Raw genomic sequence first — 14,291 nt, 5'->3', positions numbered from 1 at the left:
GTTTTAACGTTGCACGGTTCTTATCCGTGTCATTTGTAGGAACACCTAATAACTATGTCTACTCAAATCCAGACTCAGGATGCCATTCGCACCCTAACCAACGCTTTTGCCCCAATGAACTGCCTGATCATGGCCGCTCGCAAAGGCTGCTTCAGCTTCACCGTGGTCAATGAACACGGGATCGCTCGCCACAGCGAGCGTCTGTACCCAGATCAGTACTCCAGCGCCGAACCGCTGCAGGCCATTATTGATCGTACGCGTCAGGCCTTGATTGCCTGAGAGCCGAAAAGGCTGCAAAAGCAAAAGCCCCGCACAAAAATGCGGGGTTTTTTATTGCCCGATATTTCGCTTTTAGCCCTTCGCGCCTAAGCACCTTCGGATATAACGCCTGTGGCTCGCTGCCAGAAATATTTTAAAAACAGGCCTTTACGTCGCGAATATGACACTACACTTCAACTCAAGCGGCTTGATCCGCTTTCGGCGAGCCTGATTCGATCCACCGCTGCCAAGGCCCCTTCAGGTATCGCCGGCCAATTACAAGATCCGAGGGTTTTATGGGTATCGCTGCCAGCGAACTGTGCCGCTATGTGATCCGTCCCACACTGATTTATCTGGGACGCCACTGCGCAACTGCCGAATCCCTGCTGCTGGGCATTGCCGCCAGCCAGTCCGCCCTCGGTTCCGCCCTGCATGACCGCCGTGGCCACGGCCTATACCGGATTGCCGAGCACCGCCACCAGGCCCTTTGGGATCACTATCTGGCACTCGATCCGGAGCGTGCCAGCCTGGTTCGCGGCCTCGCCAGCCAACATGCTTTTTTGAGCGGCCCGCACCTGGAACTGACCGTCAACCTGCGTTACGCCACCGCCATCGCCTGGCTGCTGGTAGAAGAACAACACACCACCCTCCCCGCTCCGGACGATCTGCTGGGAATGGCGCGAATCTGGCGTCAGACCTTTCAGCCGCAAGGTCGTCTGCGCGACTTCACCTACGCCTGGCAAACCTGTGTTTCACCGGTGAATCAGGTCGCGTGTTGACTGGCGAGTTTTGGAAGATCGCTCAACAGGTCGCGAATCTGGTCGGATTGTCCTACAAAACCGCTCTAACTCAAGCCATAGGGACTATAGCGCTGGGACGAAAATGTTGGTAATTTTCGCCCCGGTGATCACCAGGAGTTCTAATAATGAAAAAAGTCATGCTCAAAACCACCCTTAGCCTCGCCGTTACCATGGCATCCACCCAGATCTTCGCAGCTGGCTTTGCCATCAACGAACACAGCATCAGCGGGATGGGCACTGGTTACGCTGGGCGATCCTCTTCTGCCGACGACGCAAGCACTGTTTATGGCAACCCTGCCGGCATGTCGCGCCTCACGCGCGAACAAGTCACTGGCGGTGTTGCATTTCTCGATGCCAAGACCGATATCAGCGACGCCAGCTCCAGCCCTAACGGCGGCAGCAACAAAGGCGACATGGTGCCCTTCACCTCCGTACCTATGGGCTTCTACGTCAAACCGATCGACGAGCATTGGGCATTCGGCCTCGGCGTTTACGTGCCATTCGGCCTGATTACCGACTACGAAAACGGCTTCGCCGGCCGTTACTTCGGCAGCAAGTCCGAAGTACAGGTCATCACTTTCCAGCCGACTGTCAGCTACAAGTTCAACGACGTGGTGTCGATCGGTTTCGGCCCGACCATCAACCGCATCGACGGCACCCTCGAGTCCAACCTCTCGGTGACTCAGCTGGCGCCGGACGGCAAGGTCAAGATCAAGGGTGACGATACCGCGCTGGGCTACAACATCGGCGTACTGGTACAGGCCACCGACACCACTCGCCTGGGTCTGACCTACCACTCGAAAGTCGACTACAAGCTCGAAGGCAACACCAAGGTCAACTACGGCGCACTGGCCGCAGTCGGTCTGGGTGCCAGCCAGAAGTACGACGCTTCGCTGAAGATCACCACCCCTGAATCCGTGGACTTCTCGGTTACTCAGGCGATCAACGACCGCTGGAACGTCTATGCCGGTTCGACCTGGACCCGCTGGAGCCAACTGAAGAAGATCACCGTTGAAAACTCGGGCGTGCAGCCGCTGCTGGCCGGTCAGTTCGGCGAGATCACCGAAGACCAGAACTGGCACGACTCCTGGGCCTACGCCGTGGGTACTTCGTACCAACTGAACAAGGAATGGGTACTGCGTACCGGTCTGACCTTCGACCAGTCGCCGACCAACAACGTCGACCGTTCGCCACGCATTCCTACTGGCGACCGCACCATTTTCAGCATCGGTGCCGGCTGGAGCCCGACCGAAGACCTGACCATCGACGTCGCTTACTCGTACCTGAAGGAAGAGTCGGTCAAGATTCGCAACGAAAACAATCGTGGCCAGAGCTACGATGCCAAGTATGAAAACTCGGCAAACGGTTTCGGTGTTGGCGCTACTTACCGCTTCTGATGCTGCACGGCGAGGCTGAACCCTCGCCCACAAAAAAGCCCCGCTCTCTTTGCAGAAAGCGGGGCTTTTTTGTTTCCGCATGACCGCCACTGTAGGAGCTGCGGCACGCTGCGATCTTTTGATTCTGATCTTTAAAATCAAAAGATCGCAGCGTGCCGCAGCTCCTACAGGAACGGGGCAAAGGCATGCATCTTCATGGTTGCAGGGGTTTTGAGGCGATGGCCTTCTCGACTGCCGCAATAAACTCCGGGTCATCCGGCTTGGTCAGGCTGGAGAAGTTGGCAATCACCTTGCCTTGCCGATCGATCACGTACTTGTAGAAATTCCACTTCGGCGCACTGCTCTGTTCGGCCAGCACCTTGAACAAGTGAGTAGCATCGTCGCCACGGACTTTCTGCGGCTCGGTCATGGTGAACGTCACGCCGTAGTTGGCGTAGCAGACCTTGGCGGTTTCGGCGCTGTCCTTGGACTCCTGCTTGAAGTCATTGGACGGCACGCCGAGCATTTCCAGGCCTTGCGCCTTGTAATGCTGATTGAGCGCTTCGAGGCCCTCGAACTGTGGGGCAAAGCCGCAGAAACTGGCGGTATTGACCACCACCAGCGGCTTGCCGGCGTAGCGCTGACACAGATCGACGGATTCCTTGGCGCGCAACTTCGGCAGCGAACCTTGCAGCGCCTCCGGACAGTCAGCGGCCTGGGCCAGTCCGGTCAACGCCATCAGCAACGCGGGTACAGCACACCAGCGCATGAGCATGTCGGGGCATCCTTTGAGCAGTCATCAGACTCCCGACGTTACTCGCCATCCAAGCCTACAAGCAAGCGCCCAGGCCCAACTGCATCAATGCCAGGCCGCCTTGATGCCAGCCCCACCACACCAGCGCCAGCAACAGCGCGCCGAGTGCGGTGAAGGCGATTCGCGGCCAGGAACGCTTCATACGGCGCCGACAGCCGGCTGCAGACGCGCCACCGGACGCTCGCGCACCGGCCAGTTCAGCGCGGCGGCCAGCAGACTCAGGAGAATCGCCACTTGCCAGATCAAGTCATAACTCCCGGTACGGTCATACACCACCCCACCCAGCCAGCCGCCGAGGAACGAGCCGAGCTGATGGAACAGGAACACGATACCGCCGAGCATGGACAGGTTACGCACGCCAAACAAGGTCGCCACCGTGCCGTTGGTCAATGGCACCGTCGACAGCCAGAGGAAACCCATGGCCATGCCGAACAGGTACGCCGAGGTCGTCGTCACCGGCAGCCACAGGAACAGCACGATCACCACCGCACGCAGCAGGTACAACGCCGTCAGCAGACGCGGTTTGGACATGCGCCCGCCGAGCCACCCGGCGGTGTAAGTGCCGAAGATATTGAACAGCCCGATCAGCGCCAGCACTGTGGTGCCGACGGTTGCCGGCAGATGCTGATCAACCAGATAGGCCGGCAGATGCACGCCAATGAACACCACCTGAAAGCCGCAGACGAAAAAGCCGAACGCCAACAACCAGAAACCCGAATGCGAGCAGGCTTCGCGCAGCGCTTCAGACAGGGTCTGCTCATGACCGAACACCGGCAGCGGCTTGTCCTTGAGCATGCTCACCAACGGCACAATCATCGCCACCAGCAAACCGAGTACCAACAGCGCCGCCGACCAGCCGAGCCAGCCGATCAAACCCAGCGTGCCCGGCAACATCGCAAACTGGCCGAACGAACCGGCAGCACTGGCGATGCCCATGCCCATGCTGCGTTTTTCCGGCGGCACGGCACGGCCAACCACGCCGAGAATCACCGAGAACGACGTACCGGACAGACCGATACCGATCAACAGACCGGCACTCAGCGACAGGCTCAGCGCCGAATCGGACAGCCCCATGCACACCAGGCCCGCTGCATACAGCACGCCGCCGACCAGCACCACTTTCGCCGCCCCGAAACGGTCAGCCAGGGCGCCAGTGAACGGCTGCGCCAGACCCCAGATCAGGTTCTGCAAGGCGATGGCGAAGGCAAACACTTCGCGCCCCCAGCCGAACTGCGCACTCATCGGCGACAGGAACAGACCGAAGCCGTGCCGCACGCCCAATGACAACGCCAGAATCAGCGCACTTCCCAGCAACACCCAACCGCACGTACGCCACATCGATGTCATTGTTATTCTCCGTTCGCGGGTATATACCCGCTTAAATCCGGAAAAACCGGCCCTCAGGCCAGTTCATCCAACAGTCGCAGCAAGGTTTCACGCTTCTCGGCGCCCAGACGATCGATCAATCGCTGCTGCGCCGCTTCCCAGGCCGGCAGCGCCGCCGCGAGGCGTTGTGCACCGGTTTCGGTGAGCCGGACGATGCGGTTACGCATGTCCTCGCCCTCGGCCAGCGCCACCAGGCCCTCACCTTCGAGCACCCGCAAGTTGCGCCCCAGGGTGCTGCGATCCAGACCCATGGCTTCGGCCAGTTCCGAGATGCTCGGCTGATCCAGACGCTGCAGATTGCACAGCAAAGAATACTGGGCAACGTTGATCCCGAAGCCGTCGAGAGCGCCGTCGTAATGCCTGCTGACGCCACGAGCGGCGCGACGCAGGTTGGTGCACAAACACTGAGAAGGAAGCATGATGCGTGTATATACCCGCGACTGTGTTAAATCAAGTTACACATGTTTTTTCATTAGTAGTTCCGGCGCCGGACAGACCGCTATCGCGAGCAGGCTCACTCCTACAAATTGACCGCACTCCCCTGTAGGAGTGAGCCTGCTCGCGATGGAGCCAGAACAGGCAACACAATATCTCAGACCAACACCACCCCAACCAACACCACCATCTCCAGCAACTCCAGCAACGCCCCCGCCGTATCGCCGGTGGTCCCACCCAGCCGCCGCATCATCACCCGCCGCAGCCAGACAAACCCGACCAACGCGACAGCCAGCGCAGCAATCGCTTTCACCCCGGCAATCAGCAAGCAGGCCAGCGCACTTGCCCCAAGCACCCACCAACCGGCCCTGCGCGGCAAATGATCAGCCAACGCTTGCCCCAGCCCCCCCGCCCGCACATACGGCGTGGTCAGAAACAGCCCCAGCAACGCCGCCCGCCCCAGCAACGGCACGATGATCAACATCACCGCATTCCCCTGCTCAATCAGCGCCAGCAACGCGCAGAACTTCAGCAGCAACACCAACACCAGCGTTACCACGGCAATCGGCCCGCTGCGCGGATCCTTCATGATCGTCAGCGTGCGCTCGCGATCACCGAAGCCACCGAGCCAGGCATCGGCGCTGTCAGCCAGACCATCGAGGTGCAGCGCCCCGCTGAGCAGCACCCACACCGTCAGCAACAGCGCCGCATGCAGCAGCAACGGCGCGCCAGCAAATGCCAGGTTCAACACCCAGAGGATCACCCCGAACAGCAACCCCACCAGCGGATAAAACAGCAGCGAACGCCCGAGCTGTTCGGGCTCCGGCATACCCGGCAGACGAATCGGCAAACTGCTGAGAAATTGCAGGGCGATCCACAGTGGCAGCATCTCAGTAACCTTCCTTGAGCACGCCATCGGCTTCGACACTGAGCGCGAACAGCGAAGCATGCGCGACTTCGACATTGAGCAACTGCTCACGCGGCAAACCTCGCGCCTGCGCCAGCAACAGACGCATCACGCCGCCATGACTGATCAACAAAACGCGTTCACCGGCATAGGCCTGATGCAACCGCGCAACCGCGCCCAGCACACGTTCAGCAAAATCGCTGACCGGCTCACCCTGCGGCGGCGTGAACGAATACGGATCGGCCCAGAACAACCCCAGCGCCTCGGCATCAGTCTCCATCAACGCCGCTGCGCTCTGGCCCTCCCAGGCACCGAAATGCAGTTCCTGCAGGTGCTTGTCCAAATGAACCGGCAGATTCAGTTGCTCGCCCAGCTCTGCGGCGAACCGCGCACAACGCTGCAGCGGCGAACTGATCAACCGATCCCATGGCCCACCCACCAGCACGGCAGCACGCATCTGTGCCCACCCCTTTTCGGTGAGCGCATCATCGAGACTGCCGCGCAAACCGCCGCCCAGTTCAGTCTCACCGTGGCGCAGCAGGTCCAGACGCAAGGTCATGCCGGACGATCCGCCACCGCGGCTTCGGCGAACGTCGCCATCTGCCCGTGCAGGTCGCAGGCCAGACGCAATAGCGGCACGGCCAACGCCGCCCCGCTGCCTTCGCCCAGACGCAGGCCGAGCTCCAGCAACGGTTCGGCGTTAAGGGTTTCCAGCACGTGACGATGGCCCGGCTCGGCGCCACGGTGACCGAACAGCAACCATTCACGGCAGGCCGGATTCAGCTGCACCGCGACCAACGCAGCGACCGTGCAGATAAAGCCGTCGACCAGCACCGCGACGCCTTCCTGCGCACAGGCCAGGTACGCGCCGACCAGTGCGGCGATTTCAAAACCGCCGAGGTTGAACAAGGTTTGCAGCGCATCGCCACGTTGCGCCGCGTGCAGCGCCAGTGCACGCTCGATCACTTGTGCTTTATGGCTGACGCCTTCGGCATTCAACCCGGTGCCGGGACCGGTCAGGTGTACCACCGGGCAATCTAGCAAGGCACACGCCAGCGCACTGGCGGCGGTGGTATTGCCAATGCCCATTTCGCCACCGATGAACAACTGCGCGCCCGCCGCTTTGGCGCGCAGCACGCTGTCACGACCGGCCTGCAACGCAAGTTCGCCCTGCGCCTGGGTCATCGCCGCGCCTTTGGCGAAATTCGCCGTGCCCGGGCCGATGTTCAGATGACGCACGCCCGGCAGATTCAACGTCGGTGTCACGGTACCCAGATCGACCACTTCCAACTGCGCATCGAGCTGCCGCGCCAACACGCTGATTGCCGCACCGCCGCTGACAAAGTTGAGCAGCATCTGCCCGGTGACTTCCTGCGGGAACGCGGAAACGCCTTCCGCGACCACCCCGTGATCACCGGCAAAAATCGCGATCCAGACTTGGTCGAGCGTCGGCTTGATCTGTCCCTGCAATCCGGCCAGTTGCACCGCCACGCTTTCGAGGCGACCGAGGGAGCCGGCCGGTTTGGTCAGTTGCTGTTGGCGCGCCGCCGCTTGCTCAACGATCTCGGCATTTACGGATTGGCACGGGTTCAACCACCACGCTTGAGTCATAACGCAGGTCCTTTCAGGGTCAGGGGCAGGCCGGCGACGGTCAGGACGACTCGCTGACAACGCTCGGCCAGAGCTTGATGCAGCCAACCGGCTTCATCGACGTAGCGGCGAGTCAATTCGCCCAGCGGCACGACACCCATTCCGGTCTCGTTGCTGACAAAAATGATTTCCCCCGGCAATGACGCCAGGCAGTTCAGCAGGGCTTCACGCTCGGCGGCGAGACGCGCGGCGTCATCGAGCATCAGCAGATTGGTCAGCCACAGGGTCAGGCAGTCGACCAGCAGGAAACGCTCGGCACTGGCGTTTTCACGCAGGACGCGGGCCAGTTGCAGCGGTTCTTCAATCAGCGCCCATTCGGCCGGACGCCGCGCGCGGTGATGGGCGACGCGTTCGTTCATCTCACCGTCCAGCGGTTGGCTGGTGGCGATGTAAGTGACCGCCAGGTGGCTGTCGCTGGCGAGTTTTTCCGCCAGACGACTTTTGCCGGAGCGGGCGCCGCCGAGGATCAGTTGGAGCATTTTTTTATCCAGAAAAGGTTTAGTGAGATCACCGGCTTCATCGCGGGCAAGCCCGCTCCCACAGGGTTCAGCGGTGTTCAAAAAATATGTATCCGACATCAGACCCTGTGGGAGCTGGCTTGCCAGCGATGGGGCCTGGGCAGGCCACTCAAATCCCGCAGAGCTGACGCAACAAATCGGTATCCAGATGCTGCTCCACCAGATCCGCCAACCGCTCGATATCGCGCTCGCGCAAGCCGTGGTAATCCACCTCCTGCACATCGCTCAACCCGGCCCAGCGCAGCAACGCGGCACTGGCTTGCGGTGATTCGAACAAGCCATGCAGATAAGTGCCGAACACCTGCCCGTCCAGACTCTGCGCGCCGTCGCAACGACCGTCATCCAGATGCACCGACGCATTCTCCAGCGCCGGCCCCACCGTCACGCCCGCATGGATTTCATAGCCACAGACCTCGGCGTTTTCCAGCGCCAGATGCCCACGGACATTGCGCAACTGCTTCTCGGCTTCCAGCGTGGTTTCGAACGCCAGCAAACCGAGGCCGGCACTGGAACCCGGCGCGCCTTCGAGGCCCAGCGGATCGTGCACTTGCTCGCCGAGCATTTGCAGACCGCCGCAGATCCCCAGCAACTTGCCGCCATACCGCAGGTGCCGATTGATCGCCGTGTCCCAGCCATTGGCACGCAGATACGCGAGGTCGCTGCGCACGCTTTTCGAGCCGGGCAGGATGATCAGGTCGGCAGCAGGAATCGCCTGCCCCGGGCCGATGAATTGCAGGTCCACTTGCGGATGCAAACGCAGCGGATCGAAGTCCGTGTGATTGCTAATGCGCGGTAGCACCGGCACCACTACTTTCAGCACTTGCTCGGCCTTGTCGGTCTGGCGCTGGTCGATGCCGTCCTCTGCCTCCAGATGCAGATCCATCACATACGGCAGCACGCCGACCACCGGTTTGCCGGTGCGCTGTTCCAGCCAGTCGAGGCCCGGTTGCAGCAAGGCGATGTCACCGCGAAAACGATTGATGATGAAACCTTTGACCCGCGCCTGTTCGCTCGGCGACAGCAACTCCAGCGTGCCGACCAGATGCGCGAAAACGCCGCCGCGATTGATGTCGGCGATCAGCAGCACAGGGCAATCCACCGCTTCGGCGAAGCCCATGTTGGCGATGTCCCCGGCACGCAGGTTGATCTCGGCCGGCGAGCCGGCGCCTTCGACCATCACCAGCGGATACGCCGCGCTCAGCCGCTCGTGCGACGCGAGCACCGCTTGCATGGCGATGGCTTTGTAGCCGTGATACGCCACCGCGTTCATGCTGGTGACCGCACGGCCATGGATGATCACCTGCGCCCCGGTGTCGCTGTTGGGCTTGAGCAGCACCGGATTCATGTCGGTGTGTGGTTCGAGATGCGCCGCTTGTGCCTGCACCGCTTGCGCCCGGCCGATCTCGCCGCCGTCGGCGGTCACCGCGCTGTTGAGCGCCATGTTCTGCGGTTTGAACGGCACCACCGCCACGCCCTGACGGGTGGCCCAGCGGCACAGCGCCGTCACCAGCGTGCTTTTACCGGCGTCGGACGTGGTGCCTTGCACCATCAGCGTGGTCATTTCGATTCCTTGGCAAAGGCTTGCAGCGCCTGTTCGAGACGCGCTTCTTCAGCGGCGTTGGCAGGCAGGCCGAAACGCAAGCTGCTGTTGTGGGTGAAGATGCGCAGGAGGATGCCGCGTCGGGCCATGAACTCGTGCAACGCAGGCGCGTGCTCGGTGGTCAGCCACTGAAACAACGCGCAACCGCCGTGGGGTTTGAAGCCGTAGTGCTCCAGCAACAGCGCCAGACGTTCACTGGCCTCGTCGCTACGTATACGTTGCCGGGTGTGCGCTTCGGTGTCTTGCAGGCAAGCCTGACCGAGCACCCGCGTCGGTCCGCTCACCGCCCAGGGGCCGACCTGTTCCGCGAGCAATCTGAGCAATTTGCGTTCGGCCAGCACAAAGCCAAGACGCACCCCGGCCAGACCGAAAAACTTGCCGAACGAGCGCAACACGATCAGGCCAACGTGATGGGTATGCGACGCCAGACTCAGCTGCGGCGTGTTGTCCATGAACGCTTCATCGACCACCAGCCAGCCGCCGCGTTGAGCCAGCCGCGCGTGCCAGTCGAGCAGCCGCGCCGGGGTCAGGCTCAGGCCGGTGGGGTTGTTCGGATTGACCACCACCAGCACGTCGAGGCTGTCGAGAAAGAACTCGACTTCCTGCTCCAGCACTTCGCGCACGATGTAACCACTGCGCCGCCAGGCTTCGGCGTGCTCGGCATAACACGGCGACAACACACCGACCTTGCCAGCGCGGCGCAGACGCGGCAGCAACTGGATCGCCATTTGCGAACCGGCCACCGGCAGCACCTGCGGGGCGCCGTAGTAATCGCACGCGGCCTGCTCCAGCCCGTCGTCGGTTTCCGGCAAGCGTGCCCAGGCGCGCAACGGAATCTGCGGCACCGCAAACGGCCACGGCGCAAGGCCGCTGGACAGGTCCAGCCAGTCAGCCTCGGCAATCCCGTAATCGAGTGCAGCCTTGCGCAGCCGGCCACCGTGCTCAAGCATAGAATTCAGCCCCCACGCAGAGAATCAGCAGCCATAACCATACCCCGCGCTGGACCAATTGCCAGCCGCGATCAATCGAATCGGCATCCGCCGGCGAACCTTCGCCCAGTTGCGGACGCTCATGCAGTTCGCCGTGATAGATCGCCGGGCCGCCCAGTTCGACATTCAATGCACCGGCACCGGCCGCCATCACCGGACCAGCGTTGGGGCTGTCCCATTGCGGGCCCTGGCTGCGCCAGCATTTCCAGGCGAGCGAGGTGTTGCCCAGCAGCGCGTAGGTCAGCGCCACCAGTCGGGCCGGAATGTAATTGAGCACGTCGTCGATTTTTGCCGCGCACCAGCCGAAGCGCTCGAAGCGTTCGTTGCGATAGCCCCACATCGCGTCAAGCGTATTGCTCAGGCGATAGAGCGCCACGCCCGGCGCACCCGCTACGACAAACCAGAACAGCGCGGCGAACACCGCGTCACTGCCGTTTTCCAGCACCGATTCGGTGGCGGCACGGGCGACCGCGGTGCTGTCCAGTTCGCTGGTCTGGCGACTGACCAGGTAGCCGACACGCTTGCGCGCTTCTTCCAGATCATCAGCGCGCAAAGCCGCGGCTACCGGCGCGACATGCTCACCGAGGCTGCGCATGCCGAGGGCGCAATACAGCGCAAGAATCTCGACGATCCAGCCCACGTAAGGCGCCCAGGAAAACGCAGTGGCGAGCAAGGTCAGCGGCAGCACCGCAATCACCCACGCGGTGACCCCGTGACTGCGCCAGCCGCGCCCGCCCGCATTGAAACGGCGCTCGATGCGCCCGGCAAAATTGCCGAACGCCACTAGCGGATGCCAGCGTTTCGGTTCACCCAGCAGCGCATCCAGCGCGACCGCGGCGACACTCAACAACGCCACACTCATTGACTCACTCCCCAATAATTTTCGTACAGCAACTCATTGAGCGGCCGCGCCTGCGCCCACCCTTCGAGTACCAGCATCGGCGCCGGATAGAATTCCTTGACCGGCCCCAGGCACAACACCGCCAACGGCTTGGCCCCGGCCGGCAACTGCAGCAGATCGGCCAGTGCCTGCGGTTCGAACAGCGACACCCAGCCCATGCCCAGTCCTTCGGCACGGGACGCCAGCCACAGATTCTGAATCGCGCAGGACAGCGAGGCCATGTCCATTTCCGGCAGCGTGCGACGGCCGAAAATGTGTTTTTCACGATCGTCCATCAGCGCCGCCACCAGCACTTCGGCGCAGTCGTTGATGCCTTCGACCTTGAGCTTCATGAACTCGTCACTGCGCTCTCCGAGGGCTTCAGCGGTACGCACGCGCTCTTCTTCGACAAGGTTCTGGATCTGCCCGCGCAAGGCGCGATCGCTGATGCGGATGAAACGCCATGGCTGCATCAGGCCGACGCTGGGCGCCTGATGCGCGGCTTCGAGCAGGCGGCGCAGCAGCTCCGGTTCGACCGTGCCGCCGGTGAAGTGGCGCATGTCGCGGCGTTCGGCGATGGCTTTGTAAACCGCTTGGCGCTCGGCTTCGGAGAATGCGTTGTCGGTCATGGTCTCATCGCGAGCAGGCTCGCTCCCACATTGGACGGGGTGCTTGCTCAAGAAACGCGATCCCCTGTGGGAGCGAGCTTGCTCGCGAAGGCGGCCTTGAGGTCTGGTGCAAATAATGCGGCAATCGCAGTCGGATTCGACGGAAAGTAGAAATGCACGTACGACGCCGTCATCCGCCCTTCCCGATAAACCGCCTCGGCCCCGCGCCCGCCGTTGGGGCTGATGCCCCGGGCAATCGGCGTCAGTTCGGTGCTGGTCAGGGAATGGTGATAGGTGTGACCGCGCAACGAACCTTCCGGCAAATCCACCGCTTGCAGTGCCAGTGCCGCCAGACGTTTTTGCATCACCGCCTCACCGCGCAGCAGGCCGACCAGTTCGGCGCGGGTGCCGTCAACATCGGTCAACGCGTCGAGCAGATAGAGCATGCCTCCGCACTCGGCGAGCAACGGTTTGCCGGCGGCGTGGTGCGCTCGGATTGCATCGAGCATCGCAGTGTTTTGCGCCAGCACGACGTGGTGCAATTCCGGATAACCGCCGGGCAGATACAGACTGTCGGCGTCGGGCAATTGCGTATCGCGGATCGGCGAGAAAAAGCTCAACTCGGCGCCCATCGCCCGCAGCAGGTCGAGGCTGGCGCCATAAGTGAACGCAAAGGCTTCATCGCGAGCGACAGCGATGCGCACGCCGTCGAGCAGCGGTTCAGCGTTGATCACTTCAGGCGCAGCGAATTCCACGGCCGGTGGCAACGCTACCTCGCAACTGCTGGCCAACGCTTCGGCCGCGGCGTCGAGACGCAGGTCGAGGTCATTCAGTTCGCTGGCCTGCACCAGACCGAGATGGCGGCTCGGCAACTCGATCCCGGTCTCGCGGGACAACGCACCGTACCAGCGCAGACCTTCGGTGAGGCTGCCTTCAAGCAACTGCGCATGACGCAAGGTGCCGACGCGGTTGGCCAGCACGCCGGCAAACGGCAGGTCCGGCTGGTAACGCGCCAGCCCCAGCGCCAAGGCGCCGAAGGTCTGGGCCATGGCGGTGCCGTCGATCACGCCGAGCACCGGCACACCAAAATGCCGCGCCAGATCAGCGCTGGACGGCGTGCCGTCGAACAGGCCCATCACACCTTCGATCAGGATCAGATCGGCTTCGGCGGCGGCTTCCCATAACAGACGGCGGCTTTCCTGCTCGCCGACCATCCACATGTCCAGTTGATACACCGGCGCACCGCTGGCGCGCTCGAGAATCATCGGGTCGAGGAAGTCCGGGCCGCACTTGAACACGCGCACCTTGCGCCCCTGGTTGCGATGCAAGCGCGCGAGCGCGGCGGTGACGGTGGTCTTGCCCTGACCGGAGGCCGGCGCGGCGATGAGTACCGCCGGGCAGTGACGTGGTTGATTCAAAGTTCGACGCCTTTCTGCGCTTTGATGCCGGCCTGGAAGGCGTGTTTGAGCATGCCCATTTCGGTAACGGTATCGCCCATCTCGATCATTTCCGGCTTGGCCGCACGACCGGTGACGATTACGTGTTGCATCGGCGGACGCGCCTGCAGGTCGCTGAGCACTCGATCCAGATCGAGGTAACCGTGCTTGAGGGCGATGTTCAATTCGTCCAGCACCACCAGGCCGATCGACGGATCGCGCAGCAGCTCGCGGGACACTTCCCACGCCGCTTCGGCGGCGGCGATGTCACGTTGGCGATCCTGGGTTTCCCAGGTGAAACCCTCGCCCATCACGTGAAAACGCACTTGCTCGGGAAAGCGGCGGAAAAACAGTTCTTCGCCTGTGCTGTTGCGGCCCTTGATGAACTGCACCACACCGCACTGCATGCCGTGGCCCATGGCGCGGGCGAGCATGCCGAACGCCGAGCTGCTTTTGCCTTTGCCATTGCCGGTCAGCACCAGCACCAGGCCGCACTCGTCAGGCGAATTGGCGATGCGTTCGTCGATCACGGCTTTTTTGCGCTGCATACGCGCCAGATGGCGTTCGTCGCGCTCGGGGGAATCGGTCATGGGGGAGCTCTCCGTTGAGGCTGGATAACGGCGGGCAGGCACAA

Annotated in this window: 17 protein-coding genes; 3 read left to right on the top strand and 14 right to left on the bottom strand. The window is 62.3% G+C overall.

Annotation, left to right across the window (positions count from 1 at the left end):
- Positions 1 to 54: 54 nt before the first annotated feature.
- From JN524_RS25445 to JN524_RS25435, 3 genes are all read left to right on the top strand, one after another.
- The gene (locus JN524_RS25445) at positions 55 to 279 is read left to right on the top strand and encodes a hypothetical protein (protein WP_007962908.1); all 225 of its coding nucleotides are present in this window, start codon (positions 55 to 57) and stop codon (positions 277 to 279) included.
- A 275-nt stretch (positions 280 to 554) separates the two neighbouring features.
- Positions 555 to 1,037, top strand: a complete 483-nt coding sequence (locus JN524_RS25440) for a hypothetical protein (RefSeq protein WP_096797718.1) — start codon at positions 555 to 557, stop codon at positions 1,035 to 1,037.
- 146 nt (positions 1,038 to 1,183) lie between these two features.
- The gene (locus tag JN524_RS25435) at positions 1,184 to 2,455 is read left to right on the top strand and encodes an OmpP1/FadL family transporter (RefSeq protein ID WP_202371128.1); all 1,272 of its coding nucleotides are present in this window, start codon (positions 1,184 to 1,186) and stop codon (positions 2,453 to 2,455) included.
- A gap of 193 nt (positions 2,456 to 2,648) precedes the next feature.
- On the opposite strand, the gene JN524_RS25430 is transcribed toward JN524_RS25435, so the two are convergent.
- From JN524_RS25430 to cobO, 14 genes are all read right to left on the bottom strand, one after another.
- The gene (locus JN524_RS25430) at positions 2,649 to 3,209 is read right to left on the bottom strand and encodes a glutathione peroxidase (protein ID WP_041074325.1); all 561 of its coding nucleotides are present in this window, start codon (positions 3,207 to 3,209) and stop codon (positions 2,649 to 2,651) included.
- 55 nt (positions 3,210 to 3,264) lie between these two features.
- Positions 3,265 to 3,390 carry a hypothetical protein gene (locus JN524_RS27365; protein WP_256588587.1) on the bottom strand — a complete coding sequence of 42 codons (126 nt, stop codon included), beginning with the start codon at positions 3,388 to 3,390 and terminating at the stop codon, positions 3,265 to 3,267.
- The gene (locus JN524_RS25425) at positions 3,387 to 4,595 is read right to left on the bottom strand and encodes an MFS transporter (protein ID WP_202371127.1); all 1,209 of its coding nucleotides are present in this window, start codon (positions 4,593 to 4,595) and stop codon (positions 3,387 to 3,389) included. Before JN524_RS25425 ends, JN524_RS27365 begins: the two co-directional genes overlap by 4 nt.
- A 53-nt stretch (positions 4,596 to 4,648) precedes the next feature.
- On the bottom strand, positions 4,649 to 5,053 hold the full coding sequence (locus JN524_RS25420) for a MarR family winged helix-turn-helix transcriptional regulator (protein WP_007950413.1): 405 nt from the start codon (positions 5,051 to 5,053) through the stop codon (positions 4,649 to 4,651).
- A gap of 173 nt (positions 5,054 to 5,226) precedes the next feature.
- The gene (locus tag JN524_RS25415) at positions 5,227 to 5,958 is read right to left on the bottom strand and encodes an adenosylcobinamide-GDP ribazoletransferase (protein ID WP_202371126.1); all 732 of its coding nucleotides are present in this window, start codon (positions 5,956 to 5,958) and stop codon (positions 5,227 to 5,229) included.
- Between the two features lies 1 nt (position 5,959).
- Entirely contained in the window at positions 5,960 to 6,535 is a 576-nt protein-coding gene (gene cobC, locus JN524_RS25410) for an alpha-ribazole phosphatase family protein (RefSeq protein ID WP_202371125.1), read from the bottom strand.
- Entirely contained in the window at positions 6,532 to 7,587 is a 1,056-nt protein-coding gene (gene cobT, locus JN524_RS25405; RefSeq protein WP_202371124.1) for a nicotinate-nucleotide--dimethylbenzimidazole phosphoribosyltransferase, read from the bottom strand. Before cobT ends, cobC begins: the two co-directional genes overlap by 4 nt.
- Complete coding sequence (gene cobU, locus JN524_RS25400; protein ID WP_202371123.1) at positions 7,584 to 8,105, bottom strand: bifunctional adenosylcobinamide kinase/adenosylcobinamide-phosphate guanylyltransferase; 522 nt, start codon at positions 8,103 to 8,105, stop codon at positions 7,584 to 7,586. Before cobU ends, cobT begins: the two co-directional genes overlap by 4 nt.
- Before the next feature lie 148 nt (positions 8,106 to 8,253).
- A complete protein-coding gene (locus tag JN524_RS25395; RefSeq protein ID WP_202371122.1) occupies positions 8,254 to 9,705 on the bottom strand; it encodes a cobyric acid synthase in 1,452 nt (483 codons plus the stop codon).
- Positions 9,702 to 10,694, bottom strand: coding sequence for a threonine-phosphate decarboxylase CobD (gene cobD / locus JN524_RS25390; protein ID WP_202371121.1), 993 nt, complete (start codon positions 10,692 to 10,694; stop codon positions 9,702 to 9,704). The genes JN524_RS25395 and cobD overlap by 4 nt, the downstream gene beginning before the upstream one ends.
- Positions 10,687 to 11,595, bottom strand: coding sequence for an adenosylcobinamide-phosphate synthase CbiB (gene cbiB / locus JN524_RS25385; RefSeq protein WP_202371120.1), 909 nt, complete (start codon positions 11,593 to 11,595; stop codon positions 10,687 to 10,689). Before cbiB ends, cobD begins: the two co-directional genes overlap by 8 nt.
- The gene (gene bluB / locus JN524_RS25380; protein WP_202371119.1) at positions 11,592 to 12,242 is read right to left on the bottom strand and encodes a 5,6-dimethylbenzimidazole synthase; all 651 of its coding nucleotides are present in this window, start codon (positions 12,240 to 12,242) and stop codon (positions 11,592 to 11,594) included. Before bluB ends, cbiB begins: the two co-directional genes overlap by 4 nt.
- A gap of 47 nt (positions 12,243 to 12,289) precedes the next feature.
- On the bottom strand, positions 12,290 to 13,639 hold the full coding sequence (locus tag JN524_RS25375) for a cobyrinate a,c-diamide synthase (protein WP_202371118.1): 1,350 nt from the start codon (positions 13,637 to 13,639) through the stop codon (positions 12,290 to 12,292).
- Positions 13,636 to 14,247 (bottom strand): cob(I)yrinic acid a,c-diamide adenosyltransferase, encoded by a 612-nt coding sequence (gene cobO, locus JN524_RS25370; protein WP_027614057.1) that lies wholly within the window; start codon positions 14,245 to 14,247, stop codon positions 13,636 to 13,638. The genes JN524_RS25375 and cobO overlap by 4 nt, the downstream gene beginning before the upstream one ends.
- Positions 14,248 to 14,291: the final 44 nt, after the last annotated feature.

It is taken from the genome of Pseudomonas sp. MWU318 (assembly GCF_016756945.1).
GTDB lineage: Bacteria > Pseudomonadota > Gammaproteobacteria > Pseudomonadales > Pseudomonadaceae > Aquipseudomonas > Aquipseudomonas putida_A.
This window is presented reverse-complemented; position numbering and strand designations above follow the sequence as displayed.

Excerpts from the sequence above, each read along its gene's own strand:
- JN524_RS25420 (WP_007950413.1), bottom strand. The coding sequence starts at position 5,053 with ATGCTTCCTTCTCAGTGTTTGTGCACCAACCTGCGTCGCGCCGCTCGT.
- cbiB (WP_202371120.1), bottom strand. The coding sequence starts at position 11,595 with ATGAGTGTGGCGTTGTTGAGTGTCGCCGCGGTCGCGCTGGATGCGCTG.
- JN524_RS25435 (WP_202371128.1), top strand. The coding sequence starts at position 1,184 with ATGAAAAAAGTCATGCTCAAAACCACCCTTAGCCTCGCCGTTACCATG.
- cobD (WP_202371121.1), bottom strand. The coding sequence starts at position 10,694 with ATGCTTGAGCACGGTGGCCGGCTGCGCAAGGCTGCACTCGATTACGGG.
- cobU (WP_202371123.1), bottom strand. The coding sequence starts at position 8,105 with ATGCTCCAACTGATCCTCGGCGGCGCCCGCTCCGGCAAAAGTCGTCTG.
- cobT (WP_202371124.1), bottom strand. The coding sequence starts at position 7,587 with ATGACTCAAGCGTGGTGGTTGAACCCGTGCCAATCCGTAAATGCCGAG.
- JN524_RS25425 (WP_202371127.1), bottom strand. The coding sequence starts at position 4,595 with ATGACATCGATGTGGCGTACGTGCGGTTGGGTGTTGCTGGGAAGTGCG.
- JN524_RS25415 (WP_202371126.1), bottom strand. The coding sequence starts at position 5,958 with ATGCTGCCACTGTGGATCGCCCTGCAATTTCTCAGCAGTTTGCCGATT.
- cobC (WP_202371125.1), bottom strand. The coding sequence starts at position 6,535 with ATGACCTTGCGTCTGGACCTGCTGCGCCACGGTGAGACTGAACTGGGC.
- bluB (WP_202371119.1), bottom strand. The coding sequence starts at position 12,242 with ATGACCGACAACGCATTCTCCGAAGCCGAGCGCCAAGCGGTTTACAAA.
- JN524_RS25445 (WP_007962908.1), top strand. The coding sequence starts at position 55 with ATGTCTACTCAAATCCAGACTCAGGATGCCATTCGCACCCTAACCAAC.
- JN524_RS27365 (WP_256588587.1), bottom strand. The coding sequence starts at position 3,390 with ATGAAGCGTTCCTGGCCGCGAATCGCCTTCACCGCACTCGGCGCGCTG.
- JN524_RS25430 (WP_041074325.1), bottom strand. The coding sequence starts at position 3,209 with ATGCTCATGCGCTGGTGTGCTGTACCCGCGTTGCTGATGGCGTTGACC.
- cobO (WP_027614057.1), bottom strand. The coding sequence starts at position 14,247 with ATGACCGATTCCCCCGAGCGCGACGAACGCCATCTGGCGCGTATGCAG.
- JN524_RS25440 (WP_096797718.1), top strand. The coding sequence starts at position 555 with ATGGGTATCGCTGCCAGCGAACTGTGCCGCTATGTGATCCGTCCCACA.
- JN524_RS25395 (WP_202371122.1), bottom strand. The coding sequence starts at position 9,705 with ATGACCACGCTGATGGTGCAAGGCACCACGTCCGACGCCGGTAAAAGC.